Annotated in this window: 13 protein-coding genes; 12 read left to right on the top strand and 1 reads right to left on the bottom strand. The window is 59.9% G+C overall.

What is annotated here, in order from left to right; all coding sequences use genetic code 11:
• Positions 1-53: 53 nt before the first annotated feature.
• Positions 54-485, top strand: a complete 432-nt coding sequence (locus AC24GY_RS12130; protein ID WP_422319937.1) for a YkgJ family cysteine cluster protein — start codon at positions 54-56, stop codon at positions 483-485.
• A gap of 2 nt (positions 486-487) precedes the next feature.
• Here the strand turns inward: AC24GY_RS12130 and AC24GY_RS12125 are convergent, their stop codons facing one another.
• The gene (locus tag AC24GY_RS12125; protein ID WP_487683152.1) at positions 488-1,060 is read right to left on the bottom strand and encodes a c-type cytochrome domain-containing protein; all 573 of its coding nucleotides are present in this window, start codon (positions 1,058-1,060) and stop codon (positions 488-490) included.
• Positions 1,061-1,143: 83 nt separating this feature from the next.
• Here AC24GY_RS12125 and AC24GY_RS12120 point away from each other — a divergent pair, with 83 nt between their 5' ends.
• The 11 genes from AC24GY_RS12120 to AC24GY_RS12070 all read left to right on the top strand — a co-directional run bounded on the left by AC24GY_RS12120 (position 1,144) and on the right by AC24GY_RS12070 (position 15,782).
• Positions 1,144-2,010 (top strand): RluA family pseudouridine synthase, encoded by an 867-nt coding sequence (locus AC24GY_RS12120; RefSeq protein ID WP_487683150.1) that lies wholly within the window; start codon positions 1,144-1,146, stop codon positions 2,008-2,010.
• Between the two features lie 295 nt (positions 2,011-2,305).
• A complete protein-coding gene (locus AC24GY_RS12115) occupies positions 2,306-6,097 on the top strand; it encodes a beta strand repeat-containing protein (RefSeq protein WP_487683148.1) in 3,792 nt (1,263 codons plus the stop codon).
• Between the two features lie 232 nt (positions 6,098-6,329).
• A complete protein-coding gene (rpsB, locus tag AC24GY_RS12110; protein WP_422319933.1) occupies positions 6,330-7,022 on the top strand; it encodes a 30S ribosomal protein S2 in 693 nt (230 codons plus the stop codon).
• Positions 7,023-7,046: 24 nt separating this feature from the next.
• Positions 7,047-7,643 (top strand): translation elongation factor Ts, encoded by a 597-nt coding sequence (gene tsf / locus AC24GY_RS12105; protein WP_422319932.1) that lies wholly within the window; start codon positions 7,047-7,049, stop codon positions 7,641-7,643.
• Positions 7,644-8,020: 377 nt separating this feature from the next.
• Positions 8,021-9,085, top strand: a complete 1,065-nt coding sequence (locus AC24GY_RS12100) for a 3-deoxy-7-phosphoheptulonate synthase (RefSeq protein WP_487683146.1) — start codon at positions 8,021-8,023, stop codon at positions 9,083-9,085.
• Positions 9,082-10,077, top strand: a complete 996-nt coding sequence (locus AC24GY_RS12095; RefSeq protein ID WP_487683144.1) for a bifunctional heptose 7-phosphate kinase/heptose 1-phosphate adenyltransferase — start codon at positions 9,082-9,084, stop codon at positions 10,075-10,077. Before AC24GY_RS12100 ends, AC24GY_RS12095 begins: the two co-directional genes overlap by 4 nt.
• Positions 10,078-10,148: 71 nt before the next feature.
• Positions 10,149-10,655 (top strand): SIS domain-containing protein, encoded by a 507-nt coding sequence (locus AC24GY_RS12090; RefSeq protein ID WP_487683641.1) that lies wholly within the window; start codon positions 10,149-10,151, stop codon positions 10,653-10,655.
• Positions 10,656-10,676: 21 nt separating this feature from the next.
• Complete coding sequence (locus AC24GY_RS12085; protein ID WP_487683142.1) at positions 10,677-11,978, top strand: flippase; 1,302 nt, start codon at positions 10,677-10,679, stop codon at positions 11,976-11,978.
• Between the two features lie 6 nt (positions 11,979-11,984).
• On the top strand, positions 11,985-13,535 hold the full coding sequence (locus AC24GY_RS12080) for a DUF3844 domain-containing protein (RefSeq protein WP_487683140.1): 1,551 nt from the start codon (positions 11,985-11,987) through the stop codon (positions 13,533-13,535).
• Positions 13,528-14,634 carry a glycosyltransferase gene (locus AC24GY_RS12075; RefSeq protein ID WP_487683138.1) on the top strand — a complete coding sequence of 369 codons (1,107 nt, stop codon included), beginning with the start codon at positions 13,528-13,530 and terminating at the stop codon, positions 14,632-14,634. Before AC24GY_RS12080 ends, AC24GY_RS12075 begins: the two co-directional genes overlap by 8 nt.
• Positions 14,631-15,782: a glycosyltransferase gene (locus AC24GY_RS12070; RefSeq protein ID WP_487683136.1), complete on the top strand. Its 1,152-nt coding sequence runs from the start codon at positions 14,631-14,633 to the stop codon at positions 15,780-15,782. Before AC24GY_RS12075 ends, AC24GY_RS12070 begins: the two co-directional genes overlap by 4 nt.
• Positions 15,783-15,840 lie beyond the last annotated feature (58 nt).

The raw sequence follows: 15,840 nt of genomic DNA, 5'->3' as shown, positions 1-15,840 counted from the left end.
CAAAAATCGCGTGCCACCCCTGCTAGCGCAGCCATGCTGCATGTTCCCCCCGCATGAAACCACCAAAGCCAGACCACCGCCATGAAATCGAGGCGATTTACGCCGAGCTGGAGCGTCGGCCGCTGCCCCGACAGTGTGAGATGCGCACCGGCTGCTGCCACTTCCGGCTGGCAGGTCACACCCCCATGCTCACCCGGGGGGAGGCTCTATATGCAGCCCAGGGAGTCCGTGCCAGCGGACGCAAGGCGCTCAAACCTCATCCCGACGGCGCCTGCCCCCTGCTGGGTCGCGATGGCCGCTGCACCATCTACAAAAACCGCCCCTTTGGCTGCCGCACCCACTTTTGTGCCGAAGCAGGTGGCATGTATCCGCGCAAACATGTCGCGGATCTCATCCAGCGTCTTGAAGCTCTCGACGAACGTCTCGGCGGCAGCGGCTCACGCCCCTTGGAATCCGCTGTCAGTGACGCACTTGCGGAAATGTAAGGTCAAGGCGCTGCGCAATCACGCGCCAGCTTCTGGCTGGCCTCGGACAGCCTCGTCAGCGCCACGGATGCCTCCTTGCCGTTGGCAGGCATGCGCAGCACCACGTATTCGCCCTCCAGCCGCACAAAGCCCGCCTTGATCGTTTTGCCCTCGGTGCTGGTCCAACTCATGATCGGTGGCAGTGATTTTTTGACCACTGTCGGGGTCAGTTTCGGCGCTTCCTTGTCAAAGCTTGCCCCTTCGCTGATCCATTCCGTGATCTTTTTGATCTCTGCGCCGGATAGGTTTTCATTGGGCGGCATGTGGTTCTTGCCGTCATTGACGATGACTTCCAGGAAATGGCTTTCCGAAGGTTTTCCCGGGCGGATCTGCGCCACGTCATTGTCGGCGATGTCCATTTTGAAGGTCTTCAGGTCATCAAAGACAAAGCCCCCCTTTTTTTTCCCGGTTTTCTCACTGTGGCATTCATAGCAGTTCCGCTCCAGAATGGGCTGGATGTCCTTTTGGAAATCCGCCGCAAAGGCGGATGAGACAGCTAGGAATGAAACGATCAGGGAAGGGCGGAGCAGGGACATGGAAGGCGCGTTTTTGAGCTCAGCAGGAACGTGCCATCCCGCTTTTCCTTAGCCAGCATCTTTTTTCCGTGGCATGTGACCCAATGCCTGAGCAACGCACCGTCACCGCAGCCACCGAACTCCTGCCTTTTCTTTTTGAAAACTGGCCGGACATGAAGCGTACGCGCCTCAAGCAGTGGCTCAAATACGGCAGCGTCCGCGTGAATGACCACGCCGTGACCCGCCACGACCACAAGCTCAAGCCCGGCGACAAGATCACCATCAAGGTGGAGCGCGCCCCGCGTGCCAACGTCAAGCCCCTGCCTGCCGGTCTCAGCATCGTGTATGAAGACGAGGCCATCATCGTGCTGAACAAAGGCGCAGGCTGGCTCACCGTGGCCACAGATTCCGGCAGTGGCCGCACCGCCTACGCCGCACTCACCGACCACGTGCGCGGCACCGATGTCCGCAACCGCGTCTGGATCGTCCACCGCCTGGATCGCGACACCTCCGGCCTCATCGTCTTTGCCAAGACAGAGCCTTTCAAGCGCATCCTGCAGCAGAACTGGCACCTTTTTGACAAAACCTACCTCGCCATCACCGAAGGCGTCATCAAACGGGATTCCGGTACCTTGCGCTGCCATCTCAATGAGGAATTTTCCCTCCGCGTCCGCAGCGTCCCGCCGGATGAAGACACCCGCGAGGCCATCACCCACTTCAAGGTGCTCAAGCGCACGCATCACACCACGCTCGTCGAGCTGAAGCTCGAAACCGGACGGCGCCATCAAATCCGTGTCCACCTTTCCGACATGGGCCATCCCATCGTCGGAGACAAGCCCTACGGTGCCACCACCGATCCCGCCAGACGCCTTGGTCTCCACTCCAGCGAGCTCCATTTCATCCATCCCGCGACAGAGGAAAAAATGGACTTTGTTTTGCCCCTGCCAGACGCACTTGCAAAGCTGGTGTAGCGCTCACCGCCAGGGTGCTCTACGAGATTAATCCGGTGCTGTGTTTGCTCCAGGTCTTGGAGCGGCATTTGCTGTCGAAAATACTGGCCTTGTAGCGTATGCTACTCGTCTCCCCCCCACCTCTGCCAGGACACATGTCTGGTAAAAAAACCTCGTTGATTTGAAAGCCGCCTTTACCCCAGCTGCCGCCCTCCGTTTTTCATCTTCAGTCACTCCTCCTCAGACTGCAGCGTTATCGCTGCGTGTTCAGTGTCCGTGCCTGAAGCGGAATTTCATGGTTATCGCTTGGAGCGTCATGCTCTGTCTCAATGTCGATCTTCAGGCTGCCAATGACCTCTATTGGGACACCAACGGCACCGTCGACGGCTCAGGTGCCGCCACCGGCACTTGGGGAAGCAGTCTTTTTTGGAACACCGATCCAGCCGGCGTGAACAACACCTTTCAAAGCACCACCGACGGCACCAACGACCTGCACTTTTCCGCCGGCACCAATGGCACCACTGGGACCATCACCGTCAGCGGCGCGCAGTCTGCCAATGGACTGTACTTTGAAGAGGGTGCGGTCTTCCTCAGCGGTGGCACTTCCATAACGCTCAGTAACGGTGCCATTATTAACAACGTCACCGGAGTCATCCCCACCATTTCCACCGCGCTGATCGCCACCGGCTCTGTCACCCTCACGGGAACACGCATCTGGCTTAACAACTCATCCTTCGCTGGAGGCGGCACTCTCAACGTCAACACCACCGGTGCCGCCACTCTGCTGGAAAATAGCGGCGCCTTGAATGGCCTGTCCACCATCAACATCAACAGCAGCGGCCTCGACATCCGGCAGAACACCGGTGGGTCAACCAACTACAACTACGCCTCCGGCACCACGCTGAACTTCGTCAATTCGGGCAGTCTCGGCACCAACATCGCCACCAACATCACTCTGTCCGTCGCCTGGCTGGGAAACATCACCATCGCCAGTGGCAAGACCGCCATGCTCAGCACAGCCGTCGCCGGCAGCCGCTTTCACATCAGTGGCAATGTTTCCGGCGCTGGTGGCGTGACGATCGGCGGGTCAGGAACGCTGGTGTTTTCAGGAACGAACACCTACACCGGAGCCACGACAATCAGTGCTTCCACCCTCCAGATCATGGGCGGTTCTGCCATAGCGGACACAGGGCTCGTCGCCATGAGCACCGGATCATCCACCAACACCCTCGATGTTCAGACCAGCGAAATCATCGGTGCGCTCAGCGGCGGCTCCGCGACGTTCAGTGTGGTGAATCTTGCCACGGGCCAGACGCTGACCCTCTCCTCCGGCACCCAGACCTACAGCGGCACCTTCACCGGCAGTGGCAGGCTGACTGTCTCGGGAGCCATCCAAACCTTGGCCAGCACCATCACTCTCACCGATCTGAACGTCACCAGCGGCACGCTGACGCTTTCTGCGGTCAACACAATTACCAACGGCCTGTCGCTCAGCGGTGGCACCGTGCTGCTGCTCAATGCTGGTTCCGCAGGAAACAGCGCCATTCAGGCCAGTGGCGGCACTCTTCAGGTTGGCGTGGCCCGGGGCAGTTCGCTCACCTTGGCCAATGCGATCACCGTTTCTGCGGGCACCCGCACCTACCTCTCTCCGCAGACCAATGGCGGCAGCTCCGGCACCTCCACCATCAATTTTGGCGGACCGCTCACCATCAATGCTGGCGGTATCCTGACACTCGGCACGCCTGCTGCCAATACGGCCTATGGCACCGCCAATGGCGCACTCGCCTTCGGCGCGGCCGCCACCTCGGGCACCAAGTTCCAGCTCAACGGCAACAGCTTCACCGTCACCGGCTTGAGCACGGATGCCACCACACCCGGCACCGCCACTGTGGAAAACGGCTCCACCACCGCCGGCACTCTCACCGTCTCTCTCGGCACCGGCATCACCAACACCTATGCCGGCACCTTGCGCAATGGCGGTACGGGCACACTGGCCCTCACTCTCAATGGCGCGGCAGACTCGGTCCTCACTCTCTCGGGAGCCAACACCTTCACCGGAGCCACCACCGTCACCTCCGGCAGTCTCGTCCTCGCCCACAGCCTCGCCTTGCAAGGCAGCACCGTCACCACCGGTGGCACCGGTATCATATTCGATTCATCCGTCGCCAGCCACACCTTCACCTTTGGCGGCCTTAGTGGCACGACTGACCTTGCGCTCACCGACAATGCCTCCGGTGCCGTGACACTCATCATAGGAAACAACGGCACTTCACAAACCTATTCCGGTGTCCTGAGCGGATCCGGTGCCCTCACCAAGGTGGGCGCAGGAATTCAGACATTCAGCGCCGCCCAGACTTACACGGGGGCAACGACGGTAAATGGTGGCACTTTGAAGATTCTCTTCGGCAGTGGTGGGCCAGCCAACAACATAATTGACTCCGGCTCTACGCTCATCCTCGGCGGCGCCACATTTTTGCAGCAGCAGAGCACGGTGGGGCCAAACTTTCAAACTCTGAACGGAGTGATCGTCCGCGCGGGATCGTCCGTGGTGAATCTAATCCGGGTGGGAGGAGGCGCAATGATGCTCACCCTCGGCTCAGTGACGCGCGAAACCGGTGGCACCGTAGCCTTCAGCGCCAATGGCAGCGGCAGTGTGGGCTTTGCAGCCACAGGGACGAACACCGCCTCCGGCATCATCGGCGGCTACGCCACTTACTATTTCGACAATGGGGGCGGCACCTTAACCAATTCCACAGACTGGGCCACCTTCAGTGGCGGCAAAATCGTCGCTTTGGCCTCTGGGTCCTACTCCAATACCGCCGCCACCACCGCATCCACCAATCTCGACCTCACCACCAGTGTCACCCTCAATGCCAACGTCACCGTCGGCAGCATCCGGTTCAATAACGGCACGACCCCAACGACACTCACCCTCAACGGTACTCACGCCATCGACAGCGGAGGCATTCTCGTCACCCCGGCCGTCGCTGGCAATGCCACCCGCATCACCGGTGGCTCCATCACTTCTGGAAACGGCCAGGACATCATCATCATCCAGAACAACACGACCGCTGGCGGCGCCCTCACGGTGGATGCCACCCTGACGGGTGCTGTCGGCCTCACCAAAAGCGGTGGCGGCCAGTTGATCCTCTCCGGCACCAATGACTACACCGGTGCCACCTATCTCAATGGCGGCACCACCAGCATCAGCAGCAATGCCAATCTCGGGGCCGTCGCCACGGGTGCTTCAGTCAACCTCAATGGCGGCACCCTCTCCGCCACCGCCTCGGTGACGCTCGACAACGGCGGCAGCGCCAAGCGCAACATCACTCTTGGCAGCAACGGTGGCACCCTCGATGTCGCCTCGGGCCAGACCCTGACCGTCAGCGGCTCCCTCAGCGGAGAGGGTGCTTTGAACAAGACAGGTGCAGGCACCTTGGTGCTCAGCGGCACCAGCACACAAACTGGCACCACCAGCGTCACCGCAGGCAATCTTCAAGTGGGTGTCTCCAACAGCGGCCAGACAGGCACCGGCCAGATCATTCTCAATGGTGCCGATGCGGTGCTTTCGGGCACAGGCCAGGTTCAAGGCACCACCACTGTCACTCAAGGCACCGTCCGTCCCGGTGACGCCGGCGGCACCGCAGTCGGGACACTGACCACCAGCGAACTCATCTTCACCCCGGTCACTGCCACCACCGTGATCGAGCTCCAGATCACGGGTTCCAGCGGAACGTCCACCCTCGCCTCAGACAAAATTCTCATTGGCGGCGCGCTCACCCTGAATGGTAACAGCAATATCGTGGTGAATGGTGACACCTACAATCCCACTCTCGGCGACACCTTCGTGCTGCTGGACTGGAACACGGTGCTCGACACAGGCACCACCTCCGTTTTCAGCACCGGCACCAACAACCGCACGGGGGCCAACATCGGCAACGAGGGCAATCTGGACCTGCCTGATCTCAGCACCTATGGCCTCACCTGGCAGATCCTCGACTTCAGCGGCAGTGGATCGCTGACCCTGGTCGTCGTTCCTGAACCCGCCCGTGCTTTGCTCCTGCTGCTGGGCATCCTGCCACTATGGATGCACCGCAGGCGGGCCTAGGCGGCTGCGTTTTCAGTGCTGACCCGTGGAGAATCGCCCTTGTGTGACGATTCCGCAGGAGAAAAACTGCTTGCCGTAGCTGGGGATGCCGGTAACATCGCGCCCCTTTTGCCGGGCCATGTTGGTCAGGCCAAAGGATTCAAACCTAAGCCCGTTCGACCGGATCAGCCCTTGTGGCTGAGCGTTTTGCCCCCAAAACGTGCGGAAGACAGGCCCTTTAGATACCAAATACATGTCAACACAGATCCTCGCCGAGCTCGTCGAAGCCGGAGTCCATTTCGGACATCAAACCAAGCGCTGGAACCCCAAGATGAAGAATTTCATCATGGGCACCAAAAACCAGATTCACATCCTCAACATCGAGGAAACCGTCAAGCAGATCGACACGGCCGCTGAATTCCTGGCCGACCTCGCTCGCCGCGGCAAAAAAATCCTTTTCGTCGGCTGCAAACGCCAGGCTCAGGAAGCCGTCAAGCAGGCCTCCGAAGCTTGCGGACAGTACTACGTCAATCATCGCTGGCTGGGCGGCACGCTCACCAACATGGAGACGATCAAGAAGAGCATCGCCCGTCTCAACTACCTCGAAGAAATCGAGAGCAAGCCTGAGTTCAAGCTCATGTCCAAGAAGGAACTCGCCGGCCTCAACCGCGAGCGTATCAAGCTTGAGCGCAACCTGCGCGGCATCCGTCACATGGGCAAAATCCCTGATGCTGTCGTCATCGTTGACTCCGCCCGCGAACACATCGCCGTTCATGAGTCCCGCCGTCTGAAGATCCCGATCGTCGCCCTCGTCGACACGAACGCCGACCCGAACATCATCGACTACCCAATCGCCGCCAACGACGACGCCATCCGCTCCATCCGCATTATCCTGCAGAAGCTGATCGACCCCGTCATCGTCGCCACCGCTGAAGCCAAGAAGTAATCCATTTCACCCCCCAACCGACACATGGCTGAAATCTCCGCTAAACTCGTCATGACCCTGCGTGAAAAGACCAACGCAGGCATGATGGAATGCAAAAAAGCTCTCACGGAAGCCGCCGGCGACCTTGAGAAGGCTGAAACCATCCTCCGCAAAAGCGGCACCATCAAGGCCGAGAAAAAGGCCGACCGCCAGACGAAGGAAGGCATCATCGCCTCCTACATCCACATGGCCGGCCGCATTGGCGTGCTCATCGAAGTGAACTGCGAAACCGACTTCGTCGCCCGCAATGACAACTTCCAGGCCATGGTGAAGGACATCTCCCTTCACATCGCCGCATCGAACCCTCGCTACCTCCAGCGCGAAGACGTCCCTGCGGACCTCGTCGCCAAGGAGCGCGAGATCGGTGCCGAGCTGGTCAAAGGCAAGCCCGCGAACATCGTGGACAAAATCGTGGACGGCAAAATGGAGAAATTCTATGCCGACAACTGCCTGCTTGAACAAGCCTTCATCAAAGATCCCGAAATCACCATCGCGAATCTGATCAAAGGCAAGATCACCGAGCTGGGTGAAAACCTCGTCGTGCGCCGTTTCGTGCGTTACGCCGTGGGTGAAGACCTCTAAGAGCTCGTTCTTTCAACAACTCACGAAAGGCGGTCGGCAACGACCGCCTTTTTTCTTGTTCACGCAGCAAATCCGAGAGCCTCGCACAGGTGTTTCGTGAAGGGTTGCTGGATATTTAGCTTTGCTAAAATACCCAAATCATGCAAATTTCCGTAATTGGCATATTTGCTATGAGTGGACACCCACGACTGGCATCACAAGCCTGCGTCCCCGTGCGCACCCGAAATTCATCGACATGCGGTGGTGCCTGACAGATGGGCACCACGGGCGGCAGCTTGCCGCATGACTGAGATTTCGCATCTTCTCTGAACTTTCGGTTTCCACCGCCGCCAGTTTCCTCCATTCTGCGCGCCCGCTTTTTGCCCCCCTTTTTTGCCGTGAGCCGCACCCATCCCACTGACGACCTTCGCGTCGCCGAAATCCTTCCCCTCATTCAGCCCGCTCTGCTCATGCATGAGTTCCGTCTGGGTGAGTTGGAATCCGCCTTCATCGAAGACTCGCGCAAACGCGCCGAAGCCATCCTGACCTTGAAGGATGACCGCCTGCTTGTCGTCGTCGGCCCCTGTTCAATCCACGACACCAAGTCGGCGCTCGAATACGCTCAGCACATCATTCAGGCACGCGAGAAATACGCCGCCGATCTCGAGATCGTGATGCGCGTCTATTTTGAAAAGCCGCGCACCACCGTCGGCTGGAAGGGCTTCATCAACGATCCACATCTTGACGGTACCTTCGACATCAACGCAGGCCTCCGTGGCGCACGCGATCTCCTCATCAAACTCACCAAACGCGGCGTCCCTGCCGGCACAGAGTTTCTGGATGTGATCACCCCGCAGTACATCGCCGATGTGGTCGCCTGGGGCGCCATCGGGGCACGCACCACGGAAAGCCAGGTGCATCGCCAGCTCGCCTCCGGCCTGTCCATGCCCGTGGGTTTTAAAAATGGTACCGATGGCGGCATTCAGGTCGCGCTGGATGCCATCGAGGCCGCCAAAGGCCAGCACTGCTTCCTCTCCGTGACCAAAGACGGCGTCGCCGCCATCGTGAACACCAAAGGCAACAACGCCTGCCACGTCATCCTGCGTGGTGGCAAAGCGGGTACGAATTTCGATGCGGCCTCCATCAAGACCGTAGCGGACCAGCTCACCGCCCGTGGCCTGCCCGCCAGCGTCATGGTGGACTGCAGCCACGGCAACAGCCTCAAGGACTACCGCAAGCAGCCCATCGCTTCCGCTTCACTTGCCGAACAAATCGCCGCAGGCAGCACCGCCATCACCGGCGTGATGATTGAGAGCCATCTCGTCGAAGGCCGGCAGGATGCGAAGCCCGGCCAGCCCCTCACCTATGGCCAGAGCATCACCGATGCCTGCGTCTCCTGGGAAACCACGGTGGGAATGCTCGAAGAACTCGCCGCCGCCGTCCGCACACGCCGCCGCAAATGACCTTCACTCGCGATCATCTCCGGCGCCTCGCGCAAGGCCGTATCCTCGTGGTGGGAGATGTCATGCTCGATCATTTCATCTGGGGCCACGTTCGCCGCATTTCGCCGGAGGCCCCCGTCCCCATCGTGGAAGTCACCCGTGAGGAATTCTATCCCGGTGGTGCTGCCAATGTCGCCCGCAACATCTCGCCCTTCTCGCCAAACACCCATCTCATGGGCCGCGTCGGCAAGGACATGGCCGCAGACAAGCTCCGCGCGCTCCTGATCGAAGACAAGGTTGATCCCGCCCCGCTTCTCGTTCATCCCACGCTGCCCACGATCTCGAAAGCACGCGTCTCCGCACGCCAGCAGCAGATCGTTCGTGTCGATCGCGAAAAACTGCTGCCGCTGACCGCCGCGGAACTCGTCGAGGTGGAGCAGCGTCTGCGTGACCTGGCCCCCAGTCTGGACGCCATCATATTGGAAGACTACGGCAAAGGCTTCATGACCGAGCAGCTCATGCAGCTCGTCGCAAAGATCGCCGCCGAGCACAAGCTCATCGTCACCGTCGATCCCTCCCCTCGCAATCCATTGCCCTGGGCCGGCGTCTCGCTGGTGAAGCCAAACCGCCTCGAAGCCTTTGCTGCAGCAGGTCTCGAAGACCACCTGCTGACCGAAGCTCCGCTCGAAAACAACGAGCTCCTCGAGGTGGGCCGCGTGCTGCTCGCCAAATGGAACGTCGCCAGTGTCCTCGTTACCCTCGGGGAGCAGGGCATGATGTTGTTTGAGCGCGGCCAGCCTCCGCACCACATCCCGACTCGTGCACGTGAAGTCTTCGATGTCTCCGGCGCTGGAGACACCGCCATCGCCCTCCTCACACTCGCTCTCGCCAGCGGGTACAGCCTGCGCGAAGCCGCCGAAATCTCGAACCACGCCAGCGGCATCGTCGTTGGCAAGCTCGGCACCGCCACATTGACGCCAGACGAGTTGCTGGCAGCCTTCTCATCCAAATGAGCACCGAATTCGCCTCTCTTTTCAAAACACATCTCAGCGAGCATCAGGACGCTATCGCCAAATTGAGTGCGATGAGCGATCAGATCGCTCCGCTGGCCGTCGCCTGGCTTACCGCGTTGAAGGACGGGAAGAAAATCATCTTCTTCGGCAACGGTGGCAGCGCCGCTGATGCACAGCATCTCGCCGCCGAGCTCGTTGTGCGTTACCGCATCAACCGCCCGGCTCTCGCAGGTCTCGCCTTGACCACCGACACCTCGATCCTTACGGCTCACAGCAACGATTTCGGCTACGACACCGTCTTCTCGCGCCAGATCGAGGCACTCGCTCAGCCAGGTGATGTCGTGCTCGGCATCTCCACTTCAGGCACCAGCAAAAACGTTCTTCTCGGCCTTCAGGCTGCGAACAAACGCGGCTGTGTCACAATCGCCTTCACCGGTGAAAAAGGTGCGGATTGCGCGGCTGAAGCCACACTGAGCTTCAAAGCCCCCTCCGCTATCACCGCACGCGTTCAGGAATGCCACCTCCTCATCGGGCATCTCCTCTGCGATGTGGCGGAGCAAAGCTTCGCGGCGGCTTAAAGCCCGCGTTTTGCGTCCTTCATGGCCGCTGGCAGTCACATCCTCAAAACCTTCTCGCTGGCGACGACGCTGCGCGTGGTACGCCTTGTGTTGAGCTTCATGCTCACCTGCGCGCTCGCGCGTTATCTCGGTGGCAGTGGCTTTGGCCAGATAGCCGTCGCCATGGCAGCTGTGTCAGTTCTCTCGAGCATTGGCGAACTCGGCTTCGCCCGCTATACCGTCCGCGAACTCATGAAGCAGGGCGCAGACCAGTCCGCCGTGCTCGGCATCACGATCACGGCCCGGTTCATCGTTTCCGCATCTCTCTTCGCCGGTCTAATCGCATGGATCGGCTGGCGCAAACCGGAAGGAACGCTGCTGCTCGTCGTTTACGGCTTGCAGTTGCTTACCAATCCCGCCACCGAAATCCTCTCCTGGCTGGAGGCTCATGGGCGTGTGTCGCAGTCCGTCATCGCCCAGTTTACCGGCTTCATCGTCAGTGCCGCCTGCATTGCGGCGGGCATCTGGTATCGGGCACCGCTGTGGTTTTTTGCCCTGACTTATGCGCTGGAAGGCTGGATCTTCATCTCGCTCTGCGCATTCGTGTTCCATCAGTGTGGAGGCAGCGTCAGATGGAGTGCCTTTCAATTCTCACGCGCGTTCGCGCTCGTCAGCCGTTCCTGGCCGGAACTTGCCTCCCAGGCTGCGTTGATCCTGCTTTTCCGTCTCGATACCATGATGATCGAGTGGCTGCGCGGCACGGAGGAGGCCGGCATCTACGGTGCCGCCGTGCGCGTTTCTGAAATGGCCTACTTCATGCCGGGCATACTTGCCACGCTGTTTCTTCCGCGGCTGATGCAGGATCGCCAGAGCACCGCCGAGCGCTTTGAAAAAACCGTGGTCGATTACTTTTCCGCCTCCGCCGTGCTCGCTTGCTCCGTGGCCGCCGGACTGCTGCTGCTATCCCCCTGGATGTCGTTGGCATTTGGCGAAGGCTTCGCCCGCAGTTCTGAAATGCTGCGCGTGCATGCCTGGGCTTTCATTCCGTACGCCATCGGCATCGCCCGCACACAGGTTCTGACAGTGGAGGACAAGCTGGCCGCAAACCTCCCTTCCGTCGTCGTTGCCGTCGCCGTGAACGCCTCGCTGAACATGCTCTGGATTCCCGCTCATGGCGGTGTCGGCGCGGCATGGGCCACGCTGGTTTCCTACACGCTGGCCTGGGTGGTGTGGACCTATCTCTCACCTTGGCTCCGTCTGAACGTCTCAGGCCTCATGACTCGTGCGTTCTTGGGGCTGCCACGCTTCACATGGCTGCGCATGCGTTCGCTGCTGCACTCCTGATTTTTTATGCAAGGCAGGGCTTTCATCATCTTCCTCGGCGGCCTCGGCGCCGTCTATGTCATGCTGTCCGTGCTGCTCGGTGGTGGCAACACCATCGGCGCACTGGCCCAGTTTCTGTCCATCGGCTCCTTCATCCTCGCGGTTCTCCAGCCGCGCCTGGCTCTTTATCTCATGGTGCTCTATGCCGGTTACAGCGACCTGCTCAAGCGCATGATGGTCTTCGACGGCCATGTCACCATGAACGACATCCTGTGGGTGCGCGCGCTTTGCCCGCTGACGCTGGCTGGCATCTGCATCGGGACCTTGGTTCGTTCACTTCACGACGGCAGCCTGCATCACCGGCGCAAGCTCGTTTCACTGCTCGTCTGCTTCCTCGGCTTCATCGTTTCCGGTGTCTCCGCATTGCGCAGTGGCAGTGGCTTCAATGCGGCCGCCACGCAGCTAGCCGACGGCGCGGCCTACATGTTCCTGCTCTTTGTGGTTCCCTGCATCTTCCGCACGCCGGCGCAAATCATCGCCTTCATCAAATACTGTCTCATCGTTTTCATTCCCGTCGCTTTGTACGGCATCAAGCAGCAGATCTTCGGCCTCAGCGACTTCGAAATCGAATACCTTCAGTCCGGTCTCACCGTGCTTTCCAAGCATCTCGATGACGTCCGTCCCCGCCCGTTCTCCACGTTGGTGGACAGCTCGCCCTTTGGCACCACTTGCGCAGTCTGCGCCTGCCTCGCACTCATGGTCCGCCGCCATCATCGTGACACCGGCACCCGGACTTGGGGCGGCATGAGTTTCGTGCTTTTTGTACTCTTCGTCGTTGCTTGCATTGCCAGCATGGCGCGTATCGCCAACCTCAACTGGATGCTGCCCATCCTGCTGCTGCCGGTGCTGCGCAGCGCACGCGGCACCGCAGCTCTCTACGCCACCGTGGCCGCCATGTTTGTCACTGCCTGTGTTTTTGCTCAGGAACTGATCAATGTCGTCACCAGGCTCACCCTCTGGGCGCTCGAAAACTTTGGCGGCACCGCCATCGGCGTGCAGTTCTCGCGCTTCTGGACCATCTGTGACCGCCTCGACGGCATGCATGACATTGCGCACAACCCTCTCATGTGGACCATGTTTGGCTACGGCACCAAAGGCGCGGCAGATTTGCATGAGGCACATCTGGTTGCCAGCCATGATCTCATCTCCAATCTGCTGCTTGAAATAGGCTGGTTGCCGCTCGGCATCCTGCTCATCATTGCGGCTTTGGCCCTGCATTCGTTTCACCGCAGCGTGCTCGGACTGCGCGGCACGCCCGTCTTCAGCATCTGCCTGTGGATGGTTGGCATCTTGTTCGGTCTCCTCGTCCACAACATCTTTGCCGGCAATGTCACCTCGACTTTCCCCGTGAATTTCTTCTGCTGGTTCATCGCCGGAGGACTGAACGCCTGCATCATTCATCAGGAAGGACTGCGGGTGAAAAAGCAGCTGCCGGAACAACCTCCACCCCACATGCGGCACCCTTCCTTCGCGCATGCAGCCACGTCACCGTTCAATCGAAATCTACCCTATGGCTGATTCGTCACAACTGGTCGTCCTGGCTCCTCATGCACTGTATGATTACAGCGGCAGACCTCGCCGCTTTTTGGATGCAGTGCCGATGCCGACCCATGGCCGTGCCCTCGTCGGCGCATGGTTCCAGAATGATGAGCAGCTCGAATGCGATTACAGTCGCAAACAAGGTGGTGCGCTTCGCCGCCTCAGCGCTGCTTTCCGCCTTGTCTGGAGGCACTACGCCACCCTTCGTCGGGCGCGCATGATCTATTGCCTCAATGGCATGCACTACACGGTCCTGCTCCTGCTGTCCCGCTGCGGTCTGTTTTCCACCGAAGGAAAAATCATTCGTCGTGTCGCCTACCACGACACCGCGCTTCAAAGACTCGTCTCCAGCCTGCAAAATGCCTCGCCCGCCTTTCAGCTCGACTGCATCACATCCGAGCAGTTCGCCACCACAGCGCAGCAATTAGGTGCCCGCCGGGTGATTCTACGTCCGTGGAAAATCGACACCGGCTGGTTTCAGCCTCCAGACGATGTGCCAAAAACCCGCATCTTGCTCCCTGGCAACATCAGTCGTGACGAATCCATGGTTGCCCCGCTGCTGCATGGCGGTCTTTCCATCACCCGCATGGCTCGTATTCCGTCTTTGCTCCCCCGCTTTACCGACGAGATTGCCAATCCGCGCTTTGAGCTCGTCATGAACGCCTCGCATCGTGAGTACTTGGAGCATTTGCATGCGGCCCCCATGGTGATGCTCCCCATTGTTCCCTGTGATAATCCTGCGGGTCTCACCGCTGCGATGGAAGCCATCTCCGCCGGCGTGCCAGTGCTCGCCAATCACAGCATGGGCCTCACCGAACTCTTTTCAGAGTGCCACTATCCCGTGCCGATGCTCCACAATCTCGATCCCGATGCCTGGGCGCAGGCCTGTCATCAAATCGAAGACCAGCGCGACTCCCCCGACTTCCTTGCCGCTCTGGAAAACTCACGCCAGTTGCTCCTCAAACGCCACAGCATCCTGCCTGCGGGTGAAGATTGGGAGCAAATTTTCGCCGAGGCATCGACCGCTGATTCTTCCATCTCTGAAGCCGCTTTTGGCGCAGCCTCATCCCCCGCATGAGACCCGGCCTCCTGCTCATCAGCCACACCTACGCCGCGCTCGAGAATCGCAAGAAGTTGCAGGCGCTCGCCGCACATTTCGATCTCGTCTGCGTCACCTCCACCCGTGAGCAGCATCTGGTACTTGGGCGCCCCTCGTCCGACTACGACAACGACTCCGACGCCTCCACTCGCAACTACCTGCTCATCCGCCTGCCGCGCTCGGGTCGATCTAGCACCACCTTTCACTACTCAGGCCTCGCCGCCGTCATGCGTTTGCGGCGTTTTGATGTGGTGCTCGTCGAAAATGAACCCTGGGCCCGTGTCTGCTGGCAGGCTCGGTTTTGGAAATCCCTCCTTCAATCGCATGCTTTGTTCGGGGAGTTCACTTGGGAAAACGTCGAGCGTCCCAGCTGGAAGGGACTTCTTCTCGCTCCCATCTATCGGGCCATGACTGCCACGACCGATTTTATCATCGCGGGCAATCAAGCCGCATCAAAGCTCGTGCAGCGGCGTGGCGCGCGTGAAGACAAAGTACTCGTGGCTCCGCAACTCGGGGTGGATCTGGACAATCATCTGCCGGCTTCATCTGCCGAGCGCGCCGCATTGCGCCAGGACTGCGGGTTGCCCGCAGACGCTTTCATCATCGGTTACTGCGGTCGCATGACCGAAGAAAAAGGCCTCCCCGAACTGCTTCAGGCATGTGAGTCTTTGCAGAACGTTCATCTTGCCATGGTCGGCTCCGGCAGTCTCGACCCCTGGCTCAAAGAGCAGCAGCAAACACGGACGTGGCTGCATCTGCTGCCTTCCCGTCCGCATTTCGAAATTCCTGCCTTCCTGCGCTGCCTTGATGTCTTCGTACTCGCCAGCAAGCCGGTGCACACCATGCAGCTCTGCTGGGAAGAACAGTTCGGCCATGTCCTCATTGAAGCCATGGCCTGCGGTGTTGCCACTCTTGGCTCCGACAGCGGCGCCATCCCCGAAGTCATCGGTCATGAAGAAGCCGTTTTTCCTCATGGAAATGCTGGGGCGCTTGCTGAGCGAATTCGCAGTGTGAAGAATGGTTCCACCATCGCTCAGAGCCAGCTCGAACGCACTCGCAGGCTCTACACCAATGGCGCCGTCGCTGCTCAATGGGCCGCATTCATTCAGCACCAGCTCGCCGCATGAGCAGTGGTCGCGTCATCTGCTCAAAACGTTTCTTCACCCCTGCGTCGGTCAGGACAGA

The sequence above is a fragment of the Prosthecobacter sp. Pr1 genome (assembly GCF_057652315.1).
Note: the sequence above shows the minus strand (reverse complement) of the source record. Positions and strands in the feature narration are given on the sequence as shown.